Origin of the sequence: Aeromonas sp. 604282, assembly GCF_049170575.1 — a bacterium.
In the GTDB taxonomy this organism is placed as follows: Bacteria; Pseudomonadota; Gammaproteobacteria; order Enterobacterales; family Aeromonadaceae; genus Aeromonas; species Aeromonas veronii_A.
In genome coordinates, this window is the sequence record NZ_JAAKMV010000012.1 from 142,219 (window position 1) to 155,975 (window position 13,757).

Annotated in this window: 17 protein-coding genes; 8 read left to right on the forward strand and 9 right to left on the reverse strand. The window is 57.9% G+C overall.

From position 1 onward, the window contains the following. Positions 1-32: 32 nt before the first annotated feature. Positions 33-209 (forward strand): hypothetical protein, encoded by a 177-nt coding sequence (locus tag G5367_RS14980; protein ID WP_337073412.1) that lies wholly within the window; start codon positions 33-35, stop codon positions 207-209. Here the strand turns inward: G5367_RS14980 and G5367_RS14985 are convergent. The 3 genes from G5367_RS14985 to tatA form a co-directional block, all read right to left on the reverse strand. Beyond that, the gene (locus G5367_RS14985) at positions 187-1,608 is read right to left on the reverse strand and encodes a lytic transglycosylase F (protein ID WP_337073413.1); all 1,422 of its coding nucleotides are present in this window, start codon (positions 1,606-1,608) and stop codon (positions 187-189) included. The genes G5367_RS14980 and G5367_RS14985 overlap by 23 nt on opposite strands. A 229-nt stretch (positions 1,609-1,837) precedes the next feature. Further along, positions 1,838-2,140, reverse strand: coding sequence for a YfcZ/YiiS family protein (locus G5367_RS14990; RefSeq protein ID WP_005339945.1), 303 nt, complete (start codon positions 2,138-2,140; stop codon positions 1,838-1,840). A gap of 16 nt (positions 2,141-2,156) precedes the next feature. Next, complete coding sequence (gene tatA, locus G5367_RS14995) at positions 2,157-2,318, reverse strand: twin-arginine translocase TatA/TatE family subunit (RefSeq protein WP_005339944.1); 162 nt, start codon at positions 2,316-2,318, stop codon at positions 2,157-2,159. Positions 2,319-2,594: 276 nt separating this feature from the next. On the opposite strand from tatA, the gene G5367_RS15000 reads away from it, so the two are divergent. After that, entirely contained in the window at positions 2,595-3,563 is a 969-nt protein-coding gene (locus tag G5367_RS15000) for a LysR substrate-binding domain-containing protein (protein WP_216979955.1), read from the forward strand. 68 nt (positions 3,564-3,631) lie between these two features. On the opposite strand, the gene G5367_RS15005 is transcribed toward G5367_RS15000, so the two are convergent. Continuing rightward, positions 3,632-4,231, reverse strand: coding sequence for a YhgN family NAAT transporter (locus G5367_RS15005; protein ID WP_005341806.1), 600 nt, complete (start codon positions 4,229-4,231; stop codon positions 3,632-3,634). Positions 4,232-4,330: 99 nt separating this feature from the next. After that, a complete protein-coding gene (locus tag G5367_RS15010; protein WP_216979954.1) occupies positions 4,331-4,576 on the reverse strand; it encodes a YecH family metal-binding protein in 246 nt (81 codons plus the stop codon). A gap of 210 nt (positions 4,577-4,786) precedes the next feature. Here G5367_RS15010 and G5367_RS15015 point away from each other — a divergent pair, with 210 nt between their 5' ends. Next, positions 4,787-6,070 (forward strand): dicarboxylate/amino acid:cation symporter, encoded by a 1,284-nt coding sequence (locus tag G5367_RS15015; RefSeq protein ID WP_005341810.1) that lies wholly within the window; start codon positions 4,787-4,789, stop codon positions 6,068-6,070. A 7-nt stretch (positions 6,071-6,077) separates the two neighbouring features. Here the strand turns inward: G5367_RS15015 and G5367_RS15020 are convergent, their stop codons facing one another. Both G5367_RS15020 and G5367_RS15025 read right to left on the reverse strand, forming a co-directional pair. After that, complete coding sequence (locus G5367_RS15020; RefSeq protein ID WP_005341811.1) at positions 6,078-6,392, reverse strand: DUF2007 domain-containing protein; 315 nt, start codon at positions 6,390-6,392, stop codon at positions 6,078-6,080. 9 nt (positions 6,393-6,401) lie between these two features. Further along, positions 6,402-7,304 carry a LysR family transcriptional regulator gene (locus G5367_RS15025; RefSeq protein WP_216979952.1) on the reverse strand — a complete coding sequence of 301 codons (903 nt, stop codon included), beginning with the start codon at positions 7,302-7,304 and terminating at the stop codon, positions 6,402-6,404. A 96-nt stretch (positions 7,305-7,400) separates the two neighbouring features. On the opposite strand from G5367_RS15025, the gene G5367_RS15030 reads away from it, so the two are divergent. After that, complete coding sequence (locus tag G5367_RS15030) at positions 7,401-8,453, forward strand: HlyD family secretion protein (protein WP_216979951.1); 1,053 nt, start codon at positions 7,401-7,403, stop codon at positions 8,451-8,453. Further along, positions 8,453-10,006: a DHA2 family efflux MFS transporter permease subunit gene (locus G5367_RS15035; RefSeq protein ID WP_421244532.1), complete on the forward strand. Its 1,554-nt coding sequence runs from the start codon at positions 8,453-8,455 to the stop codon at positions 10,004-10,006. Before G5367_RS15030 ends, G5367_RS15035 begins: the two co-directional genes overlap by 1 nt. Before the next feature lie 78 nt (positions 10,007-10,084). On the opposite strand, the gene G5367_RS15040 is transcribed toward G5367_RS15035, so the two are convergent. Continuing rightward, positions 10,085-10,711: a lysoplasmalogenase gene (locus G5367_RS15040; RefSeq protein ID WP_194494934.1), complete on the reverse strand. Its 627-nt coding sequence runs from the start codon at positions 10,709-10,711 to the stop codon at positions 10,085-10,087. Between the two features lie 187 nt (positions 10,712-10,898). On the opposite strand from G5367_RS15040, the gene G5367_RS15045 reads away from it, so the two are divergent. After that, the gene (locus tag G5367_RS15045; RefSeq protein WP_216980339.1) at positions 10,899-11,039 is read left to right on the forward strand and encodes a hypothetical protein; all 141 of its coding nucleotides are present in this window, start codon (positions 10,899-10,901) and stop codon (positions 11,037-11,039) included. A 66-nt stretch (positions 11,040-11,105) separates the two neighbouring features. Here G5367_RS15045 and G5367_RS15050 read toward each other — a convergent pair whose 3' ends face one another. Continuing rightward, positions 11,106-12,236, reverse strand: a complete 1,131-nt coding sequence (locus tag G5367_RS15050) for a fatty acid desaturase (protein ID WP_421212479.1) — start codon at positions 12,234-12,236, stop codon at positions 11,106-11,108. A gap of 147 nt (positions 12,237-12,383) precedes the next feature. On the opposite strand from G5367_RS15050, the gene fabR reads away from it, so the two are divergent. Both fabR and G5367_RS15060 read left to right on the forward strand, forming a co-directional pair. Further along, entirely contained in the window at positions 12,384-13,004 is a 621-nt protein-coding gene (gene fabR, locus G5367_RS15055) for an HTH-type transcriptional repressor FabR (protein WP_005341820.1), read from the forward strand. A 19-nt stretch (positions 13,005-13,023) separates the two neighbouring features. Continuing rightward, positions 13,024-13,389, forward strand: a complete 366-nt coding sequence (locus tag G5367_RS15060; RefSeq protein WP_005341821.1) for a YijD family membrane protein — start codon at positions 13,024-13,026, stop codon at positions 13,387-13,389. Positions 13,390-13,757 lie beyond the last annotated feature (368 nt).

Sequence of the window (13,757 nt, forward strand, 5' to 3'; positions counted from 1 at the left end):
CGAGCCTCTCACATACTCAAAAGGAGTTGCTGATGGAACTGCATGATACCCCGATGTTGCGCTATCTGGGCCAACTCAGCCAGCCAGATCTCATCCCGGCCACCGGCCCCGCCCACTGGTTCCTGCAACACAGGGACGGTGGCTGGCAACTGCCGACCGTGCAGGCGACCCTGCTAGTCAACCGGCTCAGGGCTGAGCCGCTTCGATAGCGGCAGCCTTGCCCTCGATCTGGGGCAGGCTGAAACGATAGGCCACGTAGTACTTGTAGATGGTGCCAACATAGTTGATCGGCCCCTGCCCGACTTCGTTGGCCACCAGTTGATCCACGTTGCCGAACCAGACGTTAGGATCGAGCCCCTGCTTCTCCGCCTTGCCTCGCAGCGCCTGCACCCGGTTCGGCCCGGCGTTGTAGGCGGCGAGGGCAAACAGGTGACGGTTGAGCCGATCCAGCTCGGGATCATTGAAGTAGGTATCGAGGATCAACCGCATGTAGCGGCAGGCGGCTTCCACATTGCCCTCAAGGGTGGTCAGTCTGACGCCGTTGATGCCGACCTCCCGCCCCGTGCTAGGCAGCAGTTGCATGATGCCCACGGCCCCCTTGTGCGAACGCACCTTGGGATTGAGGCCGGACTCCTTGTAACCGAGCGCCGCCAGCATCAGCCAGTCGAGATCGTATTGATTAGCGTACTTCTCCAGCACCTTGCGAATGGTCGCCAGTCGCCCCATGGGATCCGGCGCCAGGATATTGCTCATCTGATCGCTGTGAACCAGCAACCGGCGCAGAGTCATGTCGCTGTAGAGGCTGTTGCGGCTGACGCTCGCCAGATAGCCATTGACCGCCTTGAGCAGCTCGGGGCTGTTCTTGCGCAGCGCCCAGCCACTGGTGCCATTGCTGCGCAGGGGGATCAACTTGTGAGCCTTGAGACCGGAGATCATGCCACCCAGCCAGATCCGCCCCTTGTAGCTGTCGGTCACCGTCAGAGGAATAATGCCTGCAGCCACCATCTCCAGCAGATCGCCATCCTGTAGATATTCGGGCACCGTTTCGATATAGACGGGGGGCAGCCCCAACTCACGAAACAGCCAGTTGAGCTGACGCAAACTCTCGTAGTAGCTGGAGCTGGCGCGCACCCAGACCCGCCTGCCGGAGAGCTGGGTAATGCGGTTGAAGGCGGGCAAGCTGTTCTGGCTCACCACCCACTCCTCGATGGAGGAGATGAGCGGCCGGGAGAAGGCCACCTGTTCACGCCGGGTCGGGGTCACCGTCATGGTCGCCGCCACCAGATCGCCGCGCCCCTCGGCCAGATAGTCCAGCAGCTTGTCCTGGCGCACCGGGATGTAGACCACCTTGAGTTTGACCTTCTCTTTGGCAAGATAGATGTTGTTCAGCCAGCGCTCGAATCCTTGCAGCTGATTGACCAGAATGCCGTACTGGGAGCCGCGATCGAGAAAATAGAAACCACGCTCATAGACCACCAGAGCCCTGAGTTCGCGCTTTTGCAGAATGCTTTCGAGGTCCCCGGGTTGGGGCAAACGCACCGGCTTGAGCTCAGCCGCCAGCAGGGGAAAACAGCAGAGGGCCAGCAGAGCCCAGATCCAGCGTCGCATCACGATGGCTGCCCCTGTGCTGAGGTCACGCCTGCTGCCTGTTGGCAGCACGGATCACGATAGAGAGTGGGATTGGGGGCAGAGATCCATCGCTGCGTCATGATGTTTACGCCTTCTGTTGGCCGACTCGCGCCGGGCAAAAACGTCTGTGGGATAGAGTAACTATAGAACGCCGACCCACAGCAGAAGGGTCAACACGGCAGGCAAACCTGCCGCGTTATCAGACCACTCAGATAGAGCGGGCCCGCATTTCGAAAATCAGTTTTTCGGCAGTGCAGGTGAATTGCAGGCGGGCTTTCAGGATCACGCCGTTGGCGCCCTGGGTCAGTTCGCTGCTAACTTGAGCTTCGGCAGTGACCTGTTTGGCCAGTGCTTCATAGGCAGCCAGCTTGGCGCGGGCATCAGCCTCGGCAGCGGCTTCAATAACCAGATCCATCACATCGTCGCCTTCGCCGATGATGGTGCCGATCTCGGCAAAGCAGCCGCAGCTGTCACAGGTTTCGTTCAGTTCAACTTTCTCGTCTACAGACATGTTCTACTCCTACTGCTTATTTCGGATGATTTGCGTCGTCACGCATCGCCTTGCGAAAATCTTTGATGGCGGTACCCAGATCCTCACCTGCACTAGCAAGACGCTTGCTGCCGAAGACCAGCACAACGACCAGCAAGAGGATCAACATATGCCAGATATGAATTCCACCGAGTCCCATAGGGATACTCCCTCACAAAGAGATATCTGTTACTTGTATCAAAATAGAGCGCAGGGATTGTTGGGCAAAATCAAGGCAGGTGCAAGTGAGCAAATAAATCATAGCCAAAAAATAGGGCGACCCTGAGGTCGCCATATTGATTGTGCTACATGTCCCCTCAACCGCTACATCCTGTACCAGTGGTTCATGCGAACCTGAGACCATTCGAGGATAAGATCGCCAAGATATGAAAACAAATGGTATAAATTCATCTTAGAATTGAAGAGGATTCATATCATGCTGCTGGAACAACTAGGTCGTATTGATCTTAATCTGCTTATTATCCTGCAGGTGCTGCTGGAGGAGCGCAACGGCAGCAAGGCAGCACGCCGCCTTCACCTGAGCCAGTCAGCAGTCAGCAAAGCCCTCGGCCGTCTGCGCGATACCTTCAACGATCCCCTCTTCATCCGCTCTGCCTACGGGCTGGAACCCACCGGCCGTGCCCTTGCGCTGCAACAGCAGTTGCAACCCATCCTGCTGTCGCTGGACAACCTGATCCAGCCGCCCGAGTTCGACCCCGCCAGCTCGGAGCGAGAGTTCGTCATCGCCAGCATGGACAGCGCATTTACCCTGTTTGCGCCGCTCTACCTGAGCGAGCTGAAACGGCAAGCGCCGCGGATCCGGCTGCGTTACGAAGAGTGGACCGAGAACAGTCTGACCGAGATGAGCCAGGGGCAAGTGGATATCGCCTTCGCGGTGCGGGAAAACTGCATCAACTCCGATTATCGGCTCGACACCCTGCCCGGTAGCATCTGTCAGCGACTACTGGCTATAGACGATCTCACCTGTCTGGTGCAACAGCATCATCCGGCGTTGCGGGAGCAGGAGTGGGATCTCGATCGCTACCTCAGCTATCCCCATGTTCAGACCTACTGCGAGGGACGGGATCGCTGGATGCTGGACCACAAGCTGGCGGAACAGGATCTCTACCGACGCATCGAGGCCACCGTGCCCTCCTTCGAGGCAGCGCTGCGGATGGGGATGCACTCCGACATGATTGTGACCCTCTCCAAGCTCTACGCGCGCCATGCTACTCAGGTCTACCCGCTGTTGCAGCTCCCTCTTCCCATCGAACTGGACAGCATTTCCCACCTGCTGATATGGCATCAGCGCCACAGTGAAGATCCTGGCCACCGCTGGCTACGGGAGACCCTCCTCTCGCTCATCATGAACAAACTGGAATCCTCCGTCATCGGGCACTCCTGACTAATCATTGCTGAAAGTCAGATAGCAAAAGGGGCTCGATAAGAGCCCCGTTCCATCGTGCCGGACAGTCAGTTCTGGCCCGTCACCGCCAGATAATGATGTACACCATCCAGCAACATCTGCACCGAGATCATCACCAGCAGCATGCCCATCAGCCGTTCCACCGCAGTAAGTCCCCGCTCACCCAGCAGCTTGTTGAATACCTCGTAGAACATCAGGATCACCGCGCTGGCAGCCCAGGCCAGAAAGAGTGCCAGCGACCAGTCCACCATTCGGGCTGGCTCCTGATTGGCCAGCAACATCAAAGAGGCCAGGATCGAAGGGCCAGCGATCATCGGAATCGCCATCGGTACCAGGAAGGGCTCCTCACCCGCCGCCAGCCCGGTCACGCCCCCCTCACTCGGGAAGATCATCTTGATGGCGATCAGGAACAGGATAATGCCGCCTGCGATGCTGACCGCCTCCTGCCGCAGATTGAGGAAACCGAGGATCTGCTGACCGACAAACAGAAAGAGCATCATGATAGCCAGCGAGAAGAGCAGTTCGCGCACCATCACCTTGCGGCGTCGCTTGGGATCGATATGACGCAAGATGGAGAGGAAGACCGGCAAGTTGCCCAGCGGGTCCATGATCAGAAACAGCATGACTGCGGCAGAGAAAGTATCCATACAACGCCCGGACTACGCCTTGAACAGAGAAAAGACAAGGGGCGAAATATAGCAAAGGGTGAAGAATTGAGCGAGCGCCATGATGCGCTCGCAGCGGGGTTAACCGTGGTTGCAGATCTTGTCGGCGCGGGTCTGGAAGCCCTCTGCCGAATCGATGAATTTGCCGCGGGCCGCCAAAAAATCAATCAGAGCCTCTGCATCCATCTCTCGAGCACTACAGGTATGGAAGCGAGCTTCGGCACCGAACCTTTCGGCCATCGCCTGTTTCAGGCTGGCAGGGGTAAATTGCCCCCCCTGTACCAGCATCATCTCCATCACTTCATGACCATGTATCGATTGCGACATTTTCAAGCCTCATAAATAAACATATTTAATGCCAATTAAATATCGCCCTGCCCGTAGGGATCTTGATATAAACCAATAAATTGTGCATTACCTGGCCGGAGGAGTGGTCAGCGCCGCCGCTTTGTCGATAATGTGGCAACCCGCGTCAGGGATCGCTACACTGACGCCCCTTTTTCGCCATCGCAGACAATTTATAAGGATATTGGCGTCATGCTGTTCCATGGAGAGGCTCTCAAGCCCTGGCAGATCTGGACCCGCCGCCCACTCTGGCTCAAGACCCTGATCGGCATGCTGATTGGCGTCGGCCTGGGCGTCGGCTTTGAAGAGCAGGCTCTGCTACTCAAACCCCTTGGGGTCTTGTTCGTCAATACCATCCAGATGCTGATGGTTCCTCTTATCTTCTGCTCGGTCATCGCCGGTCTCACTTCTCTACTCAAGGGCAAGGGACTGGATCGCATCGGCAGCAAGGCGATCTGCCTCTACTTCTGCTCGACCGCCATCGCCATCTGCATCGGCCTGATGATGGGCTGGCTACTGGAGCCCGGCATGGGCGCCAATATGGGCCCACATCAGCGACTGGGAGGAGAAGCCCAACCAGCCCTGGCGAGTGTGCTGAATCAACTAGTGCCGAGTAACCCGGTACAGGCAATGGTGGATGGCAAGATTCTACAGGTGATCGTCTTTGCAGTCGCGCTGGCAGTGGCCCTTAACGCCAGTGGACGCCGCGGCCGGCCAGCCATCCTCTTCTTCACCTCATTGGCCGAAGGGATGTTCAAGTTGACCCAGATGGTGATGGCGCTAGCCCCCTATGGAGTCTGCGCTCTGATGGCCTGGATGACCTGTAAATACGGTCTCGACCTGCTGTTACCGCTGCTCAAGGTGATCGGTGCCGTCTACCTGGGTTGTCTGCTGCACGTGCTCGGAGTCTACAGCAGCCTGCTACTCCTGCTGGCGCGGCTCAATCCCTTGCACTACTTCAAGAGTATCGTCGATGCCCAGGCGGTGGCTTTCACCAGCAGCTCCAGCAGCTCTACCCTGCCCATCAGTCTGGCCTGCGCCGAGAAGCGGCTGGGGGTCTCACCCGCCATCACCGCCAAAGTGCTGCCCATCGGCGCCACCATCAACATGGATGGCACGGCCCTCTATCAGGGAGTCACTGCACTGTTCGTGGCTCAGGCATTCGGGGTGGATCTGCACATGGTCGATTACCTGACCATCATCAGCATCGCCACCCTGGCCAGTATCGGCACCGCCGGCACGCCAGGCACCGGGTTAATGCTGTTGACCCTGACACTGACGGCTGTCGGACTGCCACTGGAAGGGGTTGCACTAATTGCTGGTATTGACCGGCTCCTCGACATGGCGCGCACCACGGTCAATGTATCGGGGGATATTTTGGTGTCGGTGCTGATCGCCCGCAGTGAGAACGAGCTGGATCTGGCGACCTATCACGATGCCAGCGCGGGGGAAGATATCGAGTTTCCACCACGCTAGCATAAGATTAGCTGTCGTGGGGATCGTGATGACAGCGCCAACACACTTCGAAGTTGGCGCCGTTCTCCTCCCCGCACTGACCGCACAGCCAGCCATTACCTTGCCGCTGCTGGTAACGCTCGATAACCCGCCCTGCTCTGCTGCGATCTTCGGCCCTGACCATCAAGGTCACCTGCAGCAGGTCAACGGGCAGATCGCCAAAAGCGCCTGACAGGCCATCGCCATTGAGACGCACCGCCACCCCTTCGACCTCCAGCGCCCCTTTCAGGGCGTGTGCCTCCAGGGTATGAGAGGCGCGATAGAGATTGATCCAGTTATCCATAGCTCCCCCTTATAACAGCTTGTCGATGCCAAACTCGGCGCCGTTCTCAATCATGAAATCGATGAATGCCCGCAACTTGCGCGGCATCAGTTGCCGCTCCGGAAACAAAAGATAGATAGGGACTCTGGGTTGCTGCCACTCGGACAGCAGGGTCACCAGTTCACCGCTGGCCAACTCCTCCTGACAGAGCATAGCGGGTAGCGAGGCCAACCCCAGCCCCGCCTTCGCCGCCTCTCGGGCACAGGTAATATTATTGACCCGAAAACGGGATGGGGGGTCAACCAGTACCTCTCTGCCATCTCGCTCGAAGCACCAGTGAGAGGCGAGAAATCCGCTGCTCACCGTCACCCGCTCATGGTTTGCCAGATCTTCCGGTCGCGTGATGGCCGAGCTGCGCGCCAGATAGTCCGAGCTGGCACAGAGCAACCGCCCAGTGCTCCAGAGTCGGCGAGCCGCCAGATTGGAGTCACTCATGTCACCTATCCGCACCACGGCATCCAGACCTTCGCTGATGGGATCCACTACCCGGTTGGTCAGTTCCAGTTCCACCTGCAGGGTGGGATAGCGTTGCAAAAACTTGGCGACGATCCGCCCGATCACCAGCTGACCCGTCTCGATGGGTACCGCCAGCTTCAAGGTGCCAGTCACCTCCTGCTGGCTGGCGCTCAGCATCAGCTCGGCTTCGGTCAGGGCATCGACGGCCTTGCTGCAGTGCAGGTAGTACTTCTCCCCCTCCTCGGTCAAGGTGAGCTGACGTGTGGAACGGTAGAGCAGGCGAACCCCGAGCCGCTGTTCCAACTCGGCGATACGGCGGCTGACCATCGCCTTGGTCATTCCCAGCTCTCGGGCGGCTCCCGTAAATGAGCCCTTATCGACGATACGAACCAGAATTAACGCGGCATTGAGGTCCATTGTTGCACCAGTGAAACTATATATCTCGATATCTCATACTAATCGAAACAGTTGACCAGTGTTAGCCTGCGCCCCTTAAGTTCAGGAATCACAAAAATGAGTCAACACAAAAAAATTCCCCTGCTGGCAGCCATGATATTGGCGCTGCTCGGTCTGCTGTTCGCCGGTTACTGGTATCTTCACGGCCGCTATTTTGAAAGTACCGACAACGCCTACCTGCAGAGTGAAGTGACCGGGATCAGCTCCAAGTTGCCCGGCTATATCCGCGAAGTGCTGATCACCGATAACCAGCCGGTCAAAGCGGGTCAGTTGATCGCCCGTCTCGATGATCGCGAATACAAAACCAGGGTTGCGGAAGCAGAAGCCGACCTGCGCCTCAATCAGGCGACGGCCGAAAATCTGGCCGCCACCCGCACCCAACAACGGAGCCTGATCCAGCAGGCCGAGGCCAAGGTCGCCTCGGCCAATGCCGAACAGCTGCGCGCCAGCCAGCAGGTCAACAGGATCAGTCAGCTCAACCAGCGCCACTACAGCTCGCAAGATAGCCTTGATGAGGTGAACGCCTCCCTTCAGGTGGCGAGGGCGCAGGCCGAAGAGGCCAAAGCCGCCCTGCAGGCGGCCCGTGAGCGACTGCTGGTACTGGATGCCGAGCGCAAACAGAACCTGGCCAAGCTGGCATTGAGCGAAGCACAACTGGAGCAGGCCAAGCTGGAGTTAGGTTATACCGAGCTGCGAGCACCGGCCGATGGCATCATCGGCAAGCGCAGTCTGCGGGAAGGGCTCTACGTCCAGTCCGGCATGCAGGTCGCCAGTCTGGTGCCGCTGCAGCAGGTGTGGGTCGAGGCCAACTTCAAGGAGACCCAGCTCGCCCATATGCAGCGAGGCCAAAAAGTAAAAGTGGTGCTGGATGCCTACCCGGATCAACCGGTCGAGGGGATCATCGACAGCCTAGCCCCGGCCACCGGTGCCAAGTTCGCCCTGCTGCCGCCGGAGAATGCCACCGGCAACTTCACCAAAATCGTGCAGCGGGTACCGGTCAAGATCCGCATCCCCCAGCCGGGCCTGCTGGCAGGCAAGCTGCTGCCGGGTCTCTCTACCGAAGTGATCGTGGATACCCGCACGCCTGATCCCGTGGTTGCCGCCAACTGATGGAACCCATTCCACGTCGCAACTGGATCGCGGTCATGGGGGGGCTTATCGGCGCCTTCATGGCCATCCTCGATATCCAGATCACTAATGCCTCCCTGAAGGATATTCAGGGGGCGCTGTCGGCCACCCTGAGCGAAAGCTCCTGGATCTCCACCTCCTATCTGGTGGCGGAGATGATCGCCATCCCCCTGAGCGGCTGGCTGAGCCGAGGGCTGAGCGTGCGCCGCTACCTGCTCTGGAGCACCGGCGCCTTTATCGCTGCCTCCGTGCTCTGCTCGTTCAGCTGGAACCTCACCAGCATGATCGTCTTCCGGGCGCTGCAGGGCTTCACCGGCGGGGCACTTATCCCGATGGCCTTTTCCCTTATCGTCACCCTGCTGCCGCTGCAGAAGCGGGCCACCGGCATGGCCCTGTTTGGCCTCTGCGCCACCTTCGCCCCCGCCATCGGCCCGACCCTCGGCGGCTGGCTCACCGAGCAGATGTCGTGGCACTACATCTTCTATCTCAACGTACCGCCAGGACTGCTGGTGATGGCCATGCTGGCCCACGGGCTGGATAAAAAACCGGTGGACTGGGCCGTGATCAAGCGGGTGGACCTTATCGACATCGTCACCATGGCGCTCGGGCTCGGCTTACTGGAGGTGGTACTGGAGGAGGGCAACCGAGAGGACTGGTTCGGCTCAAGCTTCATCGTGCGACTGGCAGTCATCTCGGCGGTGGCGCTGGTGTTCTTCGTCATCAGCCAGCTGATCCGCCGTCACCCGCTGGTCAATCTGCGGCTGCTGCACAACCCGCGCTTCGCGCTGGCCTGCTTCGCCTATCTGATCCTCGGGATGGCGTTGATGGGCTCTATCTATGTGTTGCCGCTCTACATGACCCAGATCCACAACTACAACGCGCTGGAAATCGGCGAGGTACTGATGTGGATGGGACTGCCGCAACTGCTGGTGCTGCCGCTGGTGCCCAAACTGACCCACAAGATAGACCCGCGCTATCTGGTGAGCTTCGGCTTCCTGATCTTCGCCGTCAGCTGCTTTATGAACGTCAACATGAGTGCCGACTACGCCGGGCCACAGCTGATCCAGTCGCTCATCGTGCGGGCGCTGGGGCAACCCTTCATCATGGTGCCGCTGTCACTGGTCGCTACCGCCAGCCTGAGCCACGACGAAATCCCCTCCTCCTCGACCCTGCTCAACGTGCTGCGCAACCTCGGCGGCGCATTCGGTATCGCCATCATCGCGACCCTGCTCGACAACGATACCCGCACCCATGTGCTGCAAATTGGCAGCACTCTGGCTGCCAGCAGTCTCGAGGGGCAGAGCTATCTGCTGCAGCTGGCCCAGAGCATGATGGCGCAGGGCTCAGGCCCCGAGATTGCCCAGCAGCAAGCTCGGGCCATGCTGGCCAATACCATCAACCGGGAGGCGGCCATCATGGCCTACAACCAGGTGTTCTACATCATGGGGATCTTCCTGCTGATCGCCAGCGCCCTGATGCTGTTGCTCAAATCCCCCGTCCCACGGGCAGCCGATGCCGAACCGCTAGAGGCGTGAAAAACCGCAGGGCATAAAACGAAAAACGGGCGAATACCCGTTTTTCTTTATCTGTTACCTGTACTCAACCACGTGGTGTTATCCCGCCAGCGACCCTGCAATCAGGAATTGCGCGGCGAAGTAGCTGCTCATCACCCAGGCTCGAGCGTGGGGAAAGGGGCGGCGGAAGCGATCGAGCGCCAGCATGCTGTCGGAGAAGAGGAACATCAGTGCTCCCACCAGAGCTGCGGCAGAACCGGCTGTAAGAGAGGCGTGCCAGGCACCGGCGGCCACCCAGGCCATGCCGATGATCACCAGCATGTAGCAGAAGACCGGGATCCGCATCTCTCCCAGCTTGCTCCACAGCAGGCCAAATACCATGCCGGCAATCAGCAACAGCAGCAAACCGTCCACCAGATTGAGCAACAGCGGCCCCTGGGCAAACCCGACGATATAGCAGAGATGCGCGACAAGAAATGCCGCCAATCCCTGAATGAAGCGATCGCTTGGCAGCATCAGCAACACATCCCCCGCCAGCGAGAGGCAGAGGCCGAGCAGGATCCAGGCGTGAGAACCGTCGTGGTCATAACTTTGGTAGCCGAATGCCAAGGCGATGATAAACAGCATGGTCAGCGGCTTGCTGATATAGAACTGGCGGCTGTCTGAACCGTAGGCAGCACGGATGTGCCACCAACCTGAAGCGATGATCAAGAAACTCAATAACATGCCCTGCTCCTCACCTGTTGCTCGCAGTCATACGACAACTATTTTTATCATGGTGCAGGGTAACAAATTCCCTCTCCCAGTGGCAGGGATGCCTAGCAAATAGCCAGACTAAGCCTAAAGTCTAATTGCCGCCCCGAGCGATTCAGGGGATAAGTGACGGGTCTGGAGGATCACCATGGATGAAGCTATGAAAAACTATCTACCCGCCATCGACATCATGATGTGCCATCTGGGGATCAGCTTTGAGCAGGCCTGTGAACAGCTGGGACTGAGCCCACTGGAGCAGCAAACCCTGAGCCTGCTACAAGAACAGGATCGACCCGAGTAGCAAACAACCTGCTGCCTCCGCTACACAAAAGAAGACCACCTGACGGCGGTCTTCTTTTTCATCCAGCTAGGCAGCCCGTGTAGTGATACCTGCCAGCAGGCGGCTCCAGCTGCGCTTACCTGCGATAAAGCTGTCCCGCAGGGCTCTGTACTCCAATTGCAGCTTGAGACGGTCATAGCGCGCCAGAGCCTTGCGCTTGCGCTGTTCCAGCAGCCGTTTGCGACTGGCGTAGTAGTGCTGCAGCTGCTGGCTCAGCTTTGAATACTCTTCCTGTAACAGTGCCTGCCACAATTCACGGTCATCCTGCTTGCAGAGTTGCGCCTGGGCCCGTTTCAACTGCATCTCCAGCCTTGCCTGTTCAATCCGCTCTTCCGGCACAGAACGAAGGTTTGCCGCCAAGCCACACCAGGAGGCAAATCGAATCAACCACTTGGTCGGATCGAACTGCCACCAGTGAATGCCATTGCGGTAATCATGCTCGAACAGATGGTGAAAATTATGATACCCCTCACCAAAGGTAAAAAAGGCCAAAATACCGTTGTCGCGGGCCGTGTTACGGTCGGTATAAGGCTGACTGCCCCAAATATGTGCCAGTGAATTGATAAAGAAGGTGGTGTGGTGGGTCATCACCATCCGCAGCACGCCCGCCAGCAGCAGCATGCCGAGCAGATCCCCGTGCCACAGGCCAAGCAACAGCGGCAGGCCCAGATTGGTCGCCAGTACCAGCACCAGATAGTGGCGATGCTGAAACGCGACTACGGAGTTATTCTGCAGGTCCCGTACATTGCTGTAATCGCCATACACATCTCCCTGATACTCTCGTAGCATCCAACCAATATGGGAGTACCAAAAACCGCGCCCGGCGCTGTAGGGATCCTTATCGTTGTCATCCACATGGCGGTGATGGCGACGGTGGTCGGCAGCCCAGTGTAACGCCGAGTTCTGCAATGCCAGCGCACCGCCAATCGCAAACAACCACTGCAACGCAGGATGCGCCTTATAAGTCTTGTGCGACCAGAGACGGTGATAGCCAGCGGTGATGGATAGGCCACTCAAACAGAACAGCAGCAGGAGCGTGACCCACTGCCAGATGTCGTAACCGTGGCTCATGCCATACCAAGGCACGGCAACCAGTGCAACCAGTCCGGAGAGGGAAAACAACAGGGTATTGGTGATAATAATCGGGGGTTTAGCCATCTTCTTGCATCCTTTCAGCGAACAGCTGTTAGCCATTTTCCATGGCAACTTCGCCATGGTCAATGGTAAAAAAGTAGGATACAAACCTGATCCGAAGGCGCCTTCGGGTTATCATTTGGCCTCGTTAAGCTGAAGGTGACTGATTTCGTGGGTATTCGCGCTCAACAAAAAGAAAAAACACGGCGTACATTGATTGATGCTGCATTCAGCCAACTATGCGCCAACCGAAGTTTCTCCAACCTCAGTCTGCGGGAAGTTGCCCGTGAAGCGGGTATCGCTCCCACCTCCTTCTATCGCCACTTCCGCGACATGGAGGAGCTGGGACTCACCTTGGTTGATGAGGGGGGACTGACCCTGCGTCAACTGATGCGCCAGGCACGACAGCGCATTGCCGGTGGTGGCAGTGTCATCAGCACCTCGGTGCAGACCTTTATGGAGTTCGTCGAGAACAATCCCAATATCTTCCGCCTGCTGTTGCGGGAACGTTCCGGCACCTCGGCCGCGTTTCGCCAGGCGGTAGCACGCGAGATCCAGCACTTTATCGCCGAGCTGACCGACTACCTTGAAGCAACGACCAGAGCGCCACGGGAAGATGCCTACATCCAGGCAGAAGCCATGGTTACCATCGTCTTCAGTGCCGGTGCCGATGCGCTCGACATGACCAGCGAAGAGTGCCGGGCGCTCTCCGACCGAACTATTCGCCAACTGCGGATGATAGCCATGGGCGCAGAGGTACAAAACCAGAAGCGCCGTGAACCCCACCCATGACCACAGGATGGAGAATGACATGTCTGAACAGCTTATGATCCCCAAAAAACCGCTCGCCATGGCCATGCTGATAGGCATCTGTGGCGATGCCTCTCTGACCGTGCTGACCAACTCGGTCGTGCCTTTCTCCTTCTTCCCGCTGATTGCCCTCTGGCTGGCGGCCTACCAGCTTTTTCAGCACTATCGCCATGAACCCATGGTGGGCAACACCCCCATCTGCACCCTGCTCTGCTTCTTTATCGGTGTCTTCGGCCACTCCGCGCTGCTCAAGGTGCAATACCCGGAGCTTGGCAGCAACTTCTTCTCCCTGATCATGATGCTGCTGCTACTGGCAGCCCTCTCCATCAAGCTCGGCCTGAGCATTGGCAACAAAGAGAAGCCCTGATAAATCGACCGAGTGATGGTAATCAGCTGATAGATAAAGCAAAGAGGTCTTCCCGACGGGAAGGCCTCTTTGCTTGAACGGTACCTGATTAATCCGGCAATCTCGGTATTCCCAACCTCACCAAGCAGCTTGGCCTCCAAGATAGAGGAGAGGGAGCAATATGGAGCTGTCTTGTAGCCAGCATGCAGATAAAGCCTGAGTTGGTTGGCCATAGCACCACTCGAATGGCTGTAAATTGAGCTGATAACGCTCTGATATAACTAGAAAATAGTGATAAGAACAGGCTGTCTGGTTCTCTTCCTGCAGATAAATACTAACACTGGCTGTCTAACACGCTAAAAACACCAAAGCCCTGTCGTCAGACTGGG